Here is a 14,774-nt window from a genome sequence, read left to right as displayed (position 1 = left end):
TTTGTCGCTTTTCCCCGTTCGGGGCATTCCGCTAATATGTGGCCGCCAGATTCAAATAACAAGAGAGCCATACCAAGTGGCTCCTAACGGAGGACAGTATGCAAAAAGGATGGCGTTCACTGCTTATAGCGACACTGATCACTGCGACCAGTGCAGCTGGTGCAGTAGAAACTCGCACGCTAAATAACGGCCAATTGGTACTCGAAGATGTGCCAAACATTCCCCAAACTATCATCAATGAGCTCAATCGTTATCAAAACGTACGCTCAGCTAGCTTCCGGGGCTGGGACATTGACGGTAACGGTATCTATGTCAGTACCCGCTTCGGCGAAGTTTCTCAATTACACAAGGTAGAGAATGCGGGTGGCGCTCGCCGACAACTAACTTTTTTCGAAGAGCCGATAGGCGGTATGTCTACCCGCCCGGAGCACCGCCAACTGGCATTCACCATGGATGCCGGTGGCAATGAATACGCCCAGATTTTCCTGTTTGATACAGAAAACGGCACTAGCGAGATGATTACTGATGGTGAGTCTCGCAATGGCAGTATTCTCTGGAATAAGCAGGGCTCAGCTATCGCTTACCAGAGTACTCGCCGAGATGGCAGGGCCAATGATATATGGCTAACCACTTTCGACGGTGACAAAAAAGAAGACCGCTTGATCCTTAAGTCTGAGGATGGCAGTTGGTGGGGGCCCAGTGATTTCTCACAATCCGGCAGCCAAATTTTGGTCATGCAATATATCTCCTCCACTCGATCCAATGTCCATTTGCTGGATCTCGACAGCGGAGAAGTCTCACTACTCGCCGGTACGAGCGATGAAGAGGCTGATTCCCGCAATTTCCCAGCGGGTTTCAGTTATGACAATCACTCGGTTTATATCATCTCTGACAAAGGGCGCGAATTTACCCAACTGATCCGCAAAGACCTGGAGAGTGGCGATGAAAAGATAATTACCTCCGATATCCCCTGGGATATCAGCAGCTTTATCCTCAGTAAAGACGGTCGCCGCGGCGCTTTTGTCGCCAACGAAAATGGTATGTCCACCCTCTATCTATACGATCCACGCAATGACCGCTACCGCAAGGTCGACTCGCTGCCGATCGGTCTTATCGGCGGAATAGAATTTAACCCCGAAGGTGATAAGCTGGCCCTAACCCTAAACACGCCTAAAACTCCCTCCGATTCCTTTGTAATGGACCTTGGCCGCCGCCCGCTATCCAGTGGTGACCTTACCCGATGGACATTTAGTGAAGTCGGTGGTCTCGACAGCGAAAGCTTTGTCGAACCCGAACTGGTGCACTATCCCACTTTCGACGAGGTGGATGGAAAGCCGCGTGAAATTCCCGCATTCGTCTATAAGCCGCGCAATGCCAAAGGCCCCGTACCTGTGGTTATTTCAATCCACGGTGGCCCTGAAGGGCAGTACCGCCCCATGTTTTCCAGCACATACCAGCTGTGGCTAGAAAAACTTGGCGTTGCTGTAATTGCTCCAAATGTACGCGGGTCCGCTGGTTATGGTAAGAGCTACCTAGCCATGGATAACGGCTACAAGCGAGAGGACTCAGTTAGGGATATCGGCGCTCTTCTGGATTGGATTGCTACCCAGCCTGATCTGGACCCGGAACGCGTTGCTGTGTTTGGCGGCAGCTACGGTGGTTACATGGTGCTGGCCAGTAGTGTTTACTACTCCGATCGTTTAAAAGCAGCAGTGGATATCGTAGGCATCTCTAACTTTGTCACCTTCCTCACCAATACCAAGAGCTATCGTCGCGACCTTCGTCGAGTCGAATACGGTGATGAGCGGGATCCGCAGATGCGCGCTTTCCTGGAAAAAATCAGCCCCAACAACAATGTGGACAAGATCCAGGTGCCAATGTTTGTAGTGCAGGGACAAAATGACCCTCGGGTACCTGTCACCGAGGCTGAGCAAATCGTGGCTGCACTTCGTGAGAATGGCAATCAAGTCTGGTATATGAACGCACTCAATGAAGGGCACGGCTATCGCAAGAAAGAGAACAGTGATGCCTTTACCCAGGCAACAGCTCTCTTCTTTGCCGAACACCTACTGAGTGAAGATCAAAAAAAGCAGCTCAGTTTGAATGAACAATAATTATTTGTTCCCAGAAAAAGAAAACGGCCTTTAGGGCCGTTTTCTTTTTAGAACTTAACTATGGAACCTCTGAATAATTCTGAGTCAATTTGGTAATATTCACCTACCCATCAAGACTACGATGAATCATGCACCAAGTCACCTTTGCCGAAGCAGAATATAAGCTAAAGCGCCGTATAACTCGGCGAGAGAAGTTTCTTTCTCAAATGGAAATCCTCATCCCATGGCAGCGACTAGAAGCTCAGATCACTCCTTGTTACCCACAAGGCAAACGTGGCCGACAGCCATATCCATTGAGTGTCATGCTTCGTATTCATTGCATGCAGCTATTTTACAATCTCAGTGATCCCGCTATGGAAGATGCACTGTATGAAATTGAATCCATGCGTAGTTTTGCTGGATTGACTTTGAGTAGCCCAATTCCCGATGAAACAACGATTCTTAACTTTCGCCACTTACTGGAGCTCAATCAGCTAGGTGCAGCTCTTTTTGATGAAATCAACAAACATCTTGCTGAGAATGGCATGGTACTGCGTGAAGGCACGATTGTAGATGCCACTATTATCTCTGCGCCAACTTCAACTAAGAATGAAAAGAAAGAACGTGATCCGGAAATGCATCAAACAAAGAAAGGCAATCAATGGCATTTTGGGATGAAAATGCATATCGGGGTTGATGATGTGCTCGGAGTAATACATAGCATAGATACAACAGCAGCGAATTCGCATGATGTCACAACCACAGAGCGAGTTCTCCACGGGGAGGAGAAAAGAATCTGGGGAGACTCTGGGTACATTGGTGCGGAGAAACGTGAAGAGTTGAAAGAGCGGGAGGCGGATTGGTATATAGCAATGAAGCCGAGCAAGCTAAAAACTCTTCCAGGGCGTGATGCACTCCGTAAAGCGGAAAAGATCAAGGCGCAGATAAGAGCGAAGGTCGAGCACCCCTTCCGCTACATCAAACAGGTATTTGGTTATGACAAGGTCCGCTATCGGGGACTGGTAAAAAATACTGAGAGGCTGTGCTTACTGGCAGGCTTTACCAACTTATTAATAGGGAGAAAATACTTGGCTACCTAGGGGGGGCGCCTGAAATCCGCCTATTGAGGATTTCAGATGAAAAATTAGGGGACTATTACGCGAAAATTACGCGTTTGAGCGTAATAAAGTGAATTTTTCAAGCAGTGTAGCTTAATTCTAGAAAAATGCTTCGTTGATCAGAGGGTCCCTATGTAAGGAGCCCCTGATTAACTAAACAAAAAAGGAAATGTTTCCACAATCGCAATCAAGTTCAGAGCAATCGCCAGTATCCAAAGCCAATAGCGGCTCTTATCTCCGAATATCCCAATAACTGCCGAATTCAAAAAGCCGGTCACCAATGAGATTTTGGGAGAAACAAATGCAATCAGGCAGATAAAAGCCAACCACTCAAGCGCTACCCAAGTCACCAGTACACTATTCGTTACAGACAGAGATAGCACTGCGCTCACTGATAAAAGCAGCAGCAATACATCTACAGTCCCAGATTTTGTCATCCCATATCCCAAAAAAATCTACTTGCGTACTAATTCTGTCATGCAGAATAGTTTCGTGTCCCAAAAATATCTGTGCCGATACGCACAATAGTCGCGCCGCAGGCAATAGCAGCCTCCATATCTTTAGACATCCCCATGGATAGAGTATCGAAAGTCTGCTCAGGAAATTCTTCGCGAAGGCTTTGCAGCAACCCTGCCAACTGGATAAATGGTTTTTCCTGCTCAAATACATTGTCACGAGCAGCGGGGATCGCCATCAAACCGCGCAGGCATAGTCCCGGCAATGTCATCACTTCACGCGCCAGAGCCACCAAATCCTGTGGAGCTATGCCAGACTTGCTCTGCTCGCCATCGATATTCACCTGCAAGCAGATATTGAGTGGTGCCATATTACTGGGACGCTGTGCCGATAGCCGCTGGGCAATTTTTAAGCGATCCACCGTGTGCATCCATTGGAATCGCTCTGCCACAGCGCGGCTTTTGTTCGATTGAAGCGGCCCAATAAAATGCCAGTGAATATCCAGGTCGGACAGGGCATCCTGTTTTTGCAGGGCTTCCTGTAAATAATTTTCGCCAAAGTGATGCTGGCCAGCTGCAAAAGCAATCCGCAGGTCTTCCGCCGGTCGTGTTTTGGAAACCGCCAACAGGGTAATTTCTGCAGGGTTGCGATCGCAGTTGTTGCAGCATGTCACAATCCGCTCACCTACTGCATTCAGGTTTTCGACGATTGTCTCTTTGCGCATATACTGATGCCCTTACCGATTTGAGCGGCGATTTTACCTGAGCCCAAACAAGAACCATAAGGTAGCAGTATGGATATCACTGAACTCCTCGCCTTTAGCGCCAAGCAAAACGCCTCGGACTTACACCTCTCGGCGGGCCTGCCGCCGATGATCCGTGTCGACGGCGACGTGCGCCGTATCAACCTGCCCTCGATGGAGCACAAGCAGGTACACGGCCTGATTTACGAGATCATGAATGATAAGCAGCGCAAGGATTACGAAGAACTACTGGAAACAGACTTCTCTTTTGAAGTCCCAGGTGTCGCCCGCTTTCGTGTAAACGCCTTTAACCACAACCGGGGTGCCGGCGCCGTATTCCGGACCATTCCCTCCAAGGTTCTCACTATGGAAGACCTGGGAATGGGTCAGGTGTTTAAACAGATCTCAGATACTCCCCGTGGCTTGGTACTGGTGACCGGGCCCACGGGTTCCGGTAAGTCCACCACCCTGGCGGCGATGATGGACTACATCAACGACAACAAATATGAGCATATCCTCACCATTGAGGACCCGATCGAATTTGTGCACGAATCCAAAAAATGCCTGGTGAACCAGCGTGAGGTGCACCGGGATACCCACGGCTTTGCCGAAGCACTGCGCTCTGCACTGCGTGAAGACCCGGATATCATTCTCGTAGGTGAGATGCGGGACCTGGAGACCATTCGCCTGGCGCTGACTGCGGCAGAGACCGGTCACTTGGTATTCGGCACCCTGCACACCACTTCCGCCGCCAAAACCATTGACCGTGTGGTGGATGTATTCCCGGCGCAGGAGAAAGCCATGGTGCGTTCAATGCTGTCAGAATCCCTTCAGGCCGTTATCTCCCAGACGCTAATGAAGAAAAACGGCGGTGGCCGGGTTGCTGCCCACGAAATTATGCGTGGTACCCCAGCCATCCGTAACCTGATCCGCGAAGACAAAATCGCGCAGATGTACTCGGCCATCCAGACCGGAGCCAGCGTCGGCATGCAGACCATGGACCAATGTCTGGAAGACCTGGTGGCACGCCGCATTATCAGTCGCGAAGTGGCTCGCGAAAAAGCCAAGATGCCGGAGAACTTCTAAACGGCCAAAACCCGCCCCCAATCTGGGGAAGAAAAGTCGAGATAAAACGCGGTAAACACCATGGATATTGAAAGACTTCTACAACTGGTTGTAGAGAAGGGCGCTTCGGATTTATTTATCACGGCGGGCGTCCCGCCCTCCATAAAACTGCACGGCCGAGTGGTGCCCTGCAGCAGCACCGCGCTCACGCCAGAGAAAGCGCGCGAGCTGGTGGTGGGAACCATGAACGAGAAACAGCGGCGCGAGTTTGCCGAGCAAAAGGAATTGAACTTCGCGATTGCAGTGCGCAACGTGGGGCGTTTCCGGGTATCGGCCTTCTTTCAGCGCAATCTGGTGGGTATGGTGCTGCGTCGCATCGAAACCAAAATCCCCACTATCGATGGACTCGGACTACCCGACGTACTCAAAGACCTGGCCATGACCAAACGCGGGCTGATCATTTTTGTGGGCGCCACCGGTACCGGTAAGTCCACATCCCTCGCCTCCATGATCGGCCACCGCAATGAGAACACCAAGGGCCATATCATCACCATTGAGGACCCGATCGAATTTATCCACCAGCATCGCGGCTGTATTGTGACCCAGCGCGAAGTGGGCCTGGATACCGAGTCTTTCGATGTAGCCCTGAAAAACACTCTGCGTCAGGCGCCAGATGTTATTCTGATCGGTGAGGTGCGCTCCCGCGAAACCATGGACCACGCCATCGCTTTCGCCGAGACCGGCCATTTGTGTCTGTGCACCCTCCACGCCAACAATGCTAACCAGGCCCTAGATCGGATCATTCACTTCTTCCCGGCAGACCGCCACAAACAGTTGTTTATGGACCTGTCCCTCAACCTGAAGGCGATGGTGGCCCAGCAGCTGGTACCGACCCCCGATGGCGATGGCCGCCGTGCCTGCCTTGAAATCATGATCAATACCCCGCTGATGTCGGACCTGATCCGCAAGGGCGAAGTGGATAAGATCAAGGAGTTGATGAAGCGCTCTGGTGAGCAGGGAATGCAGACCTTCGACCAGGCACTCTACGAGCTCTACGATGGGGGAGAAATTACCTATGAGGATGCCCTCTCCCACGCCGACTCCGCCAACGATTTGCGCCTGATGATTAAGCTCAAATCCGAATCCGATGCCGAGTACTTAAATAGTGCCGCTGGCGAGTTGAGTCTACAAAATGATTCAGAGTACGGAGACGGTGGTCCTCAGCTCTACTAGCCCCCGATCCAGCCAGATCAAAACCGTTTACAGACATATCAAAGGTCCCCAGCCTGTAAACGGTTTTCACCCGGTATAATCCGCTGCGGATACTTCCGCAATGCAAAAGCTGATCCCGCCCGATATTGAATAATATCGCAGGCTCTTTTCTGCAGCATTTTTATTGGAAGAAAATAGCCTTTCAATAAGTCTCTATTTTCCTGCGCAATATCCCGTTTAAAGAGTGACCAATCAATATGAATAAAAAAGTTGCCTTGATCACTGGCGGCAACCGGGGCATTGGTGCCGCGACAGCCAAATTACTTGCCCACAGGGGGTATCAGATTGCCATTAGCTACCGGCAGCGCAAGCAGCAAGCGGAAGAACTGATCGCCGGGCTTCGATCTTTTGGTGTTTTAGCAATAGCCGTTCGCGCCGATATCTCCTCGGAGAAAGATATTGTTCAGCTATTCAATATGGTCGACGAGCAACTAGGCCCAATTAGCTGCCTGGTTAACAACGCGGCAATCATTAAACCGCAAATGCGCGTCGAAACGATGGACGCTGAGCGCATCAATGAAATCCTGAGTACCAACATCACCGGCACCCTGCTCTGCTGCCGGGAAGCAATCAAAAGAATGTCTATCAAAAATGGGGGCACTGGAGGAACCATCGTGAATATTTCCTCTGCTGCCAGCCGTTCGGGATCACCTAACGAGTACATCGACTATGCAGCGAGTAAGGGCGCTGTCGATACGCTGACCATCGGGCTCAGCCAGGAAGTTGCCGATGAAGGGATTCGCGTAAATGGTGTTAGGCCTGGCTTTATTTATACAGAAATGCACGCTGATGGTGGCGAAGCAGACAGAATTGAGCGAGTAAAGTCTGCGATTCCACTCAAGCGTGGGGGACGAGCAGAGGAAGTGGCTAAAGCTGTGGCTTGGCTACTCGGTGATGAATCCACCTTTACTACCGGTTCATTTATTGACGTTGCAGGCGGGAAGTAGGACCAAAAAATATGTTAGAAGCACTCTTTTCACTAATTGCAGCAACCGCTCTATTGCTCGGCTCCCCTGGTCCAGCACCACTTGCCCTGGCCGCATCGGGAGCGACATTTGGAGTGAGAAAAAGCGGCGGTTTCCTTATCGGCATCCTGCTTGGCCTGAGTGTCGCCATTGTCGGGGCAACCGCCGGCATCGCCGCACTACTGGCAGCCTGGCCAGAAGCGCGCTTGGCGGTTCAGCTTTGCGGTGCCTTATATATTGGCTATATCGCGATCAAAATTGCCACGGCCCCGGTACTGGAGCAGGGCGCATCGGCGACGGCTCAGCCTCCGTCGCTGCTGGATGGGTTTATTTTTAACTTATTGAACCCCAAGGCCTATGCCGCCTTCCTTGCCATATTCTCCCAATTCTTACTACCGATTGAAGAGAGTGGCCTGAGCTATTTAGCCACAGGGTTGGTCTGTTTACTGGTAGCCGCTGCGGTGGATTTTATCTGGTTGTGCTTAGGAGGAAGCCTGAGGCCGGTTTTTCATAAACCCAGGCAGGCGCAAATAATCAGGGTATGTTTTGCGGTATTAATGGTGGCAGCCGTACTCGCTGTTTTTATCCGCGGAAGCATTTAAGCTCTAACACATCTCTGCGATCAATCCTTTTACCGAAGGCAGCATGCGCCGGCTCACCAGCGGCGCTGCTGTTACGCCATCCAGCTCTACCCGGTAATTTGTACCGTCCCTGCGCAACCCAACAATATATTGCACAGCCACCAGTGCGCTGCGGTGAATACGCACGAAACGCTGTCCAAACTCACTCTCAAGCTCTTTTAGAGACTCATCCAGAATGGTCTCTCCAGCGGAGTGATGGGCCACAACATACTTGCTGTCCGCAACCAGACAGCGGATAGAATCTACATCCAACAGCTCCACCCCCAGGCGGCTTATCGCCTTAATGCGGCTGCGGCCACTGGGCTCCTCCAGATCCTGCTTGGTTAACAACTGCTGCTGCAGCTTACTCAGACGCTGCGCTTTGGAAACCGCCTCGCGCAGCTGCTCGACATTCACAGGTTTTAATAGATACCCCACCGCTGAGGTGGCAAAAGCGGGCAAAGCAAACTCATCGTGAGCTGTGCAGAATATTATTGCCGGCGGACACACAAAGCTGGATAACTGCTGAGCCAATTCCAGGCCGCTACCACCGGGCATTTCAATATCCAGTAGCACAAGGTCCGGGTCGAGTTCGCGGATCTGTGATAGTCCGGCTTCAATATCTGCCGCTTCTCCCACAGCAATACAATTATCGATCCTCTCCAACTGCCGGTGCAGACGGGCACGAGCCAAAGGCTCATCATCAACAATCAGTACGCGCAATTGGGTCACTCCATCACCTCGATAGTCTTCTTGGAATTTGTGCTGGACTCTATTTCCCGCCGGTCCACTTCCCGGGGAGATAAGGGTAGCTGTAGTATGACCCGGTACCGGCCCTCCTCCCGACAGGCGGTAAATTTGAAGCGATCGCCGTAGTATGCAGTGAGACGCTGGCGAATATTCTCTGTCGCCATGCCATTACCAGTCTTCGCAGGAACTGCACTGTCCTGTGGCAATGGGTTTTCAATAACAACTTTGAACATGCCCCCCTCTTGCGAGAGTTGTACACTGATCTCTCCGCCTGCCCGCAACTGTGCCACACCGTGCAACACCGCATTCTCCAATAGGGGTTGTAGCAACATACTGGGCAGCTGAACCTTATCCAGGCCCTCGTCTAGCTGCCAACTCTGGCGCAAACGTTCCCCCAGACGCAGGGCTTCAATCTCCAAATAGCGTTGAGCTAGAGTAATCTCTTGCGCTAAAGGCACCAGCTTTGGATCGGCGAGGCTTGCACGAAATAATGCACATAAATCCTCTACCAACCGCTCCGCGCGATCAGGATCAACAGCGATCAAACTAGCCAGGCTGTTCATACTGTTAAAGAGGAAATGGGGGCGAATCCGCGATTGAAGTGCCTCAATTCGAGCACCGAGCTCCGCCTGCTGCTGGTTGTAGAGTTGCTGCTGAAGATAGGCGTAGCGCAATACCACCCCCGCACAAATAGCCCCAAGCAGGCAGTCGCCCGCAAACCCCCAGCTGTCAAAGCTGGTCTGTAACAGCACCGCGCGCAGGGAGCGCTGCACTGCCATCACCAATGTGAGCACCGACAGCACTGCAATAAAACTCAAGCCGCCAGCGAGTTTGTGGGGCATTTTCGCCAGGCTCGGCCGAAGCCGGCACAGCAGCGCGGCCGAGGGTAATATCACCCATTGGATCACCAGAGAGATCAGCCCCAAGCGCTGCCAACTGAACTCCGGTAAACCGTCCAGGGCCAGGACCAAGACCAATGCCAGCAATTCCCCCATCAACACCAGTACCGCCAGAGAGGTGACACTACAGAGATCTGGCAGAAACGGAAGCTGCCCAGGTAGCGCAGAATCCTTATTTCCTGTGCGATATTTTCGAATTTTCTGCGTTATAATGCCCGACGGCCAGGGGAATGACATGCAGTTATTATTCTTGATTGTCCCAAAGTTCCAAGCGCAAGATATCACCAAGCTCCCCAGCCTTTCATCTCACTGCAGCCAGGAAAACCATGAGTAACGAAAAATCCCCCTCCGAGTCCGCCAACAATCCTGCCGCCAAACTCTGGGGCGGCCGCTTTAGTGAAGCCACCGATGCCTTTGTCGAGCGATTTACCGCCTCGGTGACTTTTGACCAGCGCATGGCCATGGAAGACATCCAGGGATCACTTGCCCACGCGCAGATGTTGTCAGAAGTGGGGGTATTAAGTGCTGATGAATATCACAAGATAGCCGACGGTCTGAAGGGCATCGCCGAAGAGATAAAAGCGGGAGAATTTCCCTGGTCTGTGCAGCTCGAAGATGTCCATATGAATATCGAAGCGCGCCTAACCCAACGCATTGGTGCCACTGGCAAGAAACTGCATACCGGCCGCTCGCGCAACGATCAGGTGGCAACCGACATCCGCCTGTGGCTGCGTGGGCGCATCGATCTAATAGCTGCCGAACTAACCCGCCTGCAAAATGGCTTGGTCGATTTAGCGGAGCGCGAAGCCGATACCATTATGCCCGGCTTTACTCACTTACAGAGCGCGCAACCGGTGACCTTTGGCCACCACTTACTGGCCTGGAATGCCATGCTGAGCCGGGATTTCGAGCGCCTGATGGATTGCCGCAAACGGGTTAACCGCTCACCGTTGGGGGCCGCAGCACTGGCCGGCACCAGCTATCCGATCAATCGCGCACGCACGGCGGAGCTGCTGGGCTTCGATGCCCCCACAGAAAACTCCCTCGACTCAGTCAGCGACCGGGATTTCGCTATCGAGTTCTGTGCTTTCGCCGCGCTGCTGCTCACCCATCTGTCTCGGGCCAGTGAAGAACTGGTGCTGTGGACTTCCAGCCAGTTCGACTTTATTGACCTGCCCGATCGCTTCTGCACCGGCTCCTCGATTATGCCGCAGAAAAAAAACCCCGATGTTCCGGAGCTGGTACGCGGTAAAACCGGCCGGGTTAACGGCCACCTGATTGCGCTGCTCACACTGATGAAGAGCCAGCCGCTGGCCTACAACAAGGACAACCAGGAAGATAAAGAGCCGCTATTCGATGCCGCCGATACCGCACTGGATTGCCTGCGCGCGTTTGCCGATATGGCACCGGCACTGAAGGCAAAAAAAGAAAATATGCTGGAAGCTGCGGCCAAGGGCTTCTCCACCGCGACGGATCTGGCCGATTATCTGGTACGCAAAGGGGTGGCCTTCCGCGATGCTCACGAAATTGTCGGGCAGTCCGTATCCTTTGCTATTGAACAGGATAAAGACTTATCCGAACTCAGCCTGGCCCAGCTACAACAATTCTCAACAGAAATTGGCGAAGATGTATTTGAGGTGCTGACTTTAGAGGGCTCGGTTGCGGCTCGCGATCATATTGGCGGTACCGCACCGAACCAAGTACGCGCGGCCTGTAAGCGCGCACGGGAAGAGATTTCGCAGCGCGCTTAAGCGCTGTTTAAGCGGATAATTCGAGGGAAACCTGTTCGCCTTGCTGCTCGCTCAATACGCGGTCGAGCAAAGTCGGCAGGTCCTCACCGGTCGTGGTGCACTTCCAACCGGGGTTTTCAAAAGAAAGATGGTAGCCACCGGATTTGGCGGCGACCCACAACTCCCGGTTGGCGGACTGGCGCGAGAGAATTACCTGGCTGCCATTGTCTTCCAGGGTCAGGGTCAGCACCGCATCACTGCGTTCGTAGTCAATATCCCAATCGCAGTGATCGAGTGCATCCTCAATACCGATTAGAGTCTGCTCCACAGCCGCATCATATTCCGCTTGGCTCATCTTTGGTTACTTCTGTTACCGTGTAATGTGTTGAATCAGGTGGGCCGCTATACTATCAGGCTTTTGCCGGTTGCCGCTGCGAATCTCCGACTCTCAGGATGTTATCGATGCTCAAAAAACGACTCTCTCTATTAACCATCACCATCGGTGCCACCGCACTGTTACTGGGCTGTGGCCAAAAAGGTCCTCTCTATCTTCCACAGGACCCCGCCATGCCCGCCTCCAATATTCCAGGTGGCCCGCCGGAGACAGTACCCACCAGTGGTGCAGCACAACCCGGCGAGCCCGGCTCTGCAGCAGAGCAAGCGGTGGAAACCGTTGATGAAATTGAATCTGAAGACGGCTATGGGCCCGACTTTGATATCGATGACACCATTGAGACCGGCCCGACTATCGAAGTCGACGACGAATCGGGCACAGCGGATGACTCCAATGTCGAGGAAGATTTAGAAGAGTAAGAACCGGTCATATGAGAGAGTTTAGTTATCGCGACGGTAGCCTGTGGGCTGAGCAGGTTTCACTGGAACAAATAGCTGAGAATTTCGGCACCCCCACTTATGTCTACAGCCGCGCGCACTTTGAACGGCAGTATCGGGATTACGCCGAGGCCCTCGGCAATCGTCCCGGCCTAATCTGCTACGCAGTGAAAGCCAACAGTAACCTGGGCATTCTGTCACTGCTGGCACAGCTGGGGGCGGGCTTTGATATTGTTTCCGGCGGGGAACTTGAGCGAGTGCTGCTCGCCGGCGGCGACCCATCGCGAATCGTATTTTCCGGAGTGGGTAAAACCTCAGAGGAAATGCGGCGTGCTCTGGAGGTTGGAGTGCACTGCTTCAATATTGAATCAGAAGCGGAAATTGACCGCCTTGAGCGCGTGGCCGCAGAGTGTGGCAAGACCGCCCCAATTTCCATCAGGGTCAATCCCGATGTGGATGCCCAAACCCACCCCTATATTTCTACCGGTCTCAAAGAAAATAAATTTGGCATCGCCATAGACAAGGCGATCGAGGTTTATCAGCACGCGGCGGATTCCGAGCATCTGAAAATTACCGGTGTGGACTGCCATATCGGTTCCCAGCTCACCGAAGTCGCCCCCTTCCTGGATGCTCTCGATCGCCTGCTGGTTCTTATCGATCAGCTCGCCGAGCTGGGAATTACCCTGGAACACCTGGATTTGGGAGGAGGCCTCGGTGTGCGCTATCGGGGTGAAGAACCACCCCCTGTCGGGGATTACCTGGCTGAGGTCCACAAGCGTATCGACAAGCGCAATTTATCCCTGATTCTCGAACCCGGCCGCTCCATTGCCGCCAACGGCGGCGCCCTGCTGACCCGGGTCGAATACCTGAAGCGCACAGAAGAGCACAACTTCGCTATCGTCGACGCCGCCATGAATGACAACCTGCGTCCGGCCCTTTACCAGGCATGGCAGGATATTGTGCCAGTGACACCGGACGAGAGTGAAAGTACCCTGTGGGATATTGTCGGTCCGGTATGCGAAACGGGTGACTTCCTGGGTAAAAACCGCTCCCAATCTCTGCGAGAGGGGCAACTGTTAGCCATGTTGTCGACCGGTGCTTACGGTTTCACCATGAGTTCCAATTACAACAGCCGCTGTCGCGCTGCTGAAGTACTTGTGGATGGCGACAAAACTTACCTGGTGCGTGAGCGGGAGACTTTTGCTGACTTGGTTCGCGGTGAGACCACTGTCCCCAAAAAAGCCTGATCAGCTACTTGCATCGCAGTGGGGTCCATTTTTCAGCCCGGGCCCCAAACCGCAGCTAACGCCGCGGAAAATCAGTACGAACAGAGAAATGGAATGCGCGTTAAATTCAGCAAGATGCATGGGCTCGGCAACGATTTCGTGATGCTCGACGGCGTCAGCCAAAAAATTAAACTGACCCCGGAAAAAACTCGTCGCCTGGCAGACCGCTGCCTCGGCGTGGGCTGCGACCAGGTACTGCTGGTGGAGCCGCCCCGCACACCCGAGGCGGATTTTCGCTATCGCATATTTAACGCCGATGGCAGCGAAGTGGAAAATTGCGGCAATGGCGCCCGCTGCTTTGCCCGCTTTGTACGTGAACGCCGCCTTACCGGTAAGAAAAATATCCAGGTAGAAACTGCCGCCGGTTTACTGCACCTTAGAGTGCTGGACGGGGATCAGGTTAGTGTCGATATGGGAGCACCGATCCTCGAGCCCCAAAAAGTACCTTTTTCCGCCGATCGCCGTGCAGAGTCCTATCCCCTGGAAGTGGACGGCGAGACCTTCACCATTGGTGCTGTATCCATGGGCAACCCTCACGCAGTTCTGCTGGTGGAAGATATCGCTTCCGCACCGGTAGAAAGACTCGGGCCCCTAATTGAACGCCACCCGCGGTTCCCACAAAAGGTCAACGCTGGCTTTCTGCAAGTAGATACACGCACCGAAGCCCGGCTCAGGGTATTTGAGCGCGGCGTTGGCGAAACTCGTGCCTGTGGCACCGGCGCCTGTGCTGCCATGGTATACGCTCGCCTGCGAAACCTGGTGGATGACAAAGTCCAAATTCAGCTCCCAGGCGGCACACTGACAATTCACTGGAGCGGACCCGGCCAGCCAGTTACTATGACCGGGCCCGCAACCACAGTTTTTCACGGGCAGATTATTCTCTAAACAATTGTCCGGGTATTTGGCAGTAAACCCGCCACAAGCGGGTACGGGATAACTCAGAGAGC

The 14,774-nt window shown here is 52.9% G+C and carries 15 protein-coding genes; 10 read left to right on the top strand and 5 right to left on the bottom strand.

Annotated elements, in window-relative coordinates; genetic code table 11:
- Positions 1–98 precede the first annotated feature (98 nt).
- Both ACJJI8_RS07270 and ACJJI8_RS07265 read left to right on the top strand, forming a co-directional pair.
- Complete coding sequence (locus tag ACJJI8_RS07270) at positions 99–2,114, top strand: alpha/beta hydrolase family protein (protein WP_444934663.1); 2,016 nt, start codon at positions 99–101, stop codon at positions 2,112–2,114.
- Positions 2,115–2,242: 128 nt separating this feature from the next.
- Positions 2,243–3,193, top strand: a complete 951-nt coding sequence (locus tag ACJJI8_RS07265; RefSeq protein ID WP_444932661.1) for an IS5 family transposase — start codon at positions 2,243–2,245, stop codon at positions 3,191–3,193.
- Positions 3,194–3,360: 167 nt separating this feature from the next.
- Here ACJJI8_RS07265 and ACJJI8_RS07260 read toward each other — a convergent pair whose 3' ends face one another.
- Together ACJJI8_RS07260 and ACJJI8_RS07255 are read right to left on the bottom strand one after the other, a co-directional pair.
- On the bottom strand, positions 3,361–3,648 hold the full coding sequence (locus ACJJI8_RS07260; RefSeq protein WP_444906647.1) for a hypothetical protein: 288 nt from the start codon (positions 3,646–3,648) through the stop codon (positions 3,361–3,363).
- 38 nt (positions 3,649–3,686) lie between these two features.
- Entirely contained in the window at positions 3,687–4,391 is a 705-nt protein-coding gene (locus ACJJI8_RS07255) for a YggS family pyridoxal phosphate-dependent enzyme (RefSeq protein WP_444906648.1), read from the bottom strand.
- Between the two features lie 69 nt (positions 4,392–4,460).
- Between ACJJI8_RS07255 and ACJJI8_RS07250 the strand changes: the two genes are divergently transcribed.
- From ACJJI8_RS07250 to ACJJI8_RS07235, 4 genes are all read left to right on the top strand, one after another.
- Positions 4,461–5,495, top strand: coding sequence for a type IV pilus twitching motility protein PilT (locus tag ACJJI8_RS07250; protein WP_108731395.1), 1,035 nt, complete (start codon positions 4,461–4,463; stop codon positions 5,493–5,495).
- A 60-nt stretch (positions 5,496–5,555) separates the two neighbouring features.
- On the top strand, positions 5,556–6,707 hold the full coding sequence (locus ACJJI8_RS07245; protein ID WP_108731394.1) for a PilT/PilU family type 4a pilus ATPase: 1,152 nt from the start codon (positions 5,556–5,558) through the stop codon (positions 6,705–6,707).
- Positions 6,708–6,943: 236 nt separating this feature from the next.
- Positions 6,944–7,693, top strand: a complete 750-nt coding sequence (locus ACJJI8_RS07240) for an SDR family oxidoreductase (RefSeq protein WP_444934662.1) — start codon at positions 6,944–6,946, stop codon at positions 7,691–7,693.
- 11 nt (positions 7,694–7,704) lie between these two features.
- Positions 7,705–8,313 carry a LysE family translocator gene (locus tag ACJJI8_RS07235; protein ID WP_444934661.1) on the top strand — a complete coding sequence of 203 codons (609 nt, stop codon included), beginning with the start codon at positions 7,705–7,707 and terminating at the stop codon, positions 8,311–8,313.
- 3 nt (positions 8,314–8,316) lie between these two features.
- Here the strand turns inward: ACJJI8_RS07235 and ACJJI8_RS07230 are convergent, their stop codons facing one another.
- Positions 8,317–9,063 carry a LytR/AlgR family response regulator transcription factor gene (locus ACJJI8_RS07230; RefSeq protein ID WP_444911924.1) on the bottom strand — a complete coding sequence of 249 codons (747 nt, stop codon included), beginning with the start codon at positions 9,061–9,063 and terminating at the stop codon, positions 8,317–8,319.
- Positions 9,060–10,217, bottom strand: a complete 1,158-nt coding sequence (locus tag ACJJI8_RS07225; RefSeq protein WP_444934660.1) for a sensor histidine kinase — start codon at positions 10,215–10,217, stop codon at positions 9,060–9,062. The genes ACJJI8_RS07230 and ACJJI8_RS07225 overlap by 4 nt, the downstream gene beginning before the upstream one ends.
- Before the next feature lie 89 nt (positions 10,218–10,306).
- Between ACJJI8_RS07225 and argH the strand changes: the two genes are divergently transcribed.
- The gene (gene argH / locus ACJJI8_RS07220) at positions 10,307–11,731 is read left to right on the top strand and encodes an argininosuccinate lyase (RefSeq protein ID WP_444906652.1); all 1,425 of its coding nucleotides are present in this window, start codon (positions 10,307–10,309) and stop codon (positions 11,729–11,731) included.
- A 7-nt stretch (positions 11,732–11,738) separates the two neighbouring features.
- On the opposite strand, the gene cyaY is transcribed toward argH, so the two are convergent.
- Positions 11,739–12,065 carry an iron donor protein CyaY gene (gene cyaY / locus ACJJI8_RS07215; RefSeq protein WP_444906653.1) on the bottom strand — a complete coding sequence of 109 codons (327 nt, stop codon included), beginning with the start codon at positions 12,063–12,065 and terminating at the stop codon, positions 11,739–11,741.
- 107 nt (positions 12,066–12,172) lie between these two features.
- Between cyaY and lptM the strand changes: the two genes are divergently transcribed.
- From lptM to dapF, 3 genes are all read left to right on the top strand, one after another.
- Entirely contained in the window at positions 12,173–12,523 is a 351-nt protein-coding gene (gene lptM, locus ACJJI8_RS07210) for an LPS translocon maturation chaperone LptM (protein ID WP_282930330.1), read from the top strand.
- An 11-nt stretch (positions 12,524–12,534) separates the two neighbouring features.
- Complete coding sequence (gene lysA / locus ACJJI8_RS07205) at positions 12,535–13,788, top strand: diaminopimelate decarboxylase (RefSeq protein WP_444934659.1); 1,254 nt, start codon at positions 12,535–12,537, stop codon at positions 13,786–13,788.
- A gap of 93 nt (positions 13,789–13,881) precedes the next feature.
- Complete coding sequence (gene dapF / locus ACJJI8_RS07200) at positions 13,882–14,712, top strand: diaminopimelate epimerase (RefSeq protein WP_444934658.1); 831 nt, start codon at positions 13,882–13,884, stop codon at positions 14,710–14,712.
- The last annotated feature ends 62 nt before the right edge of the window (positions 14,713–14,774 follow it).

The organism is Microbulbifer maximicatervae (SeqCode), assembly GCF_052467695.1.
This window is presented reverse-complemented; position numbering and strand designations above follow the sequence as displayed.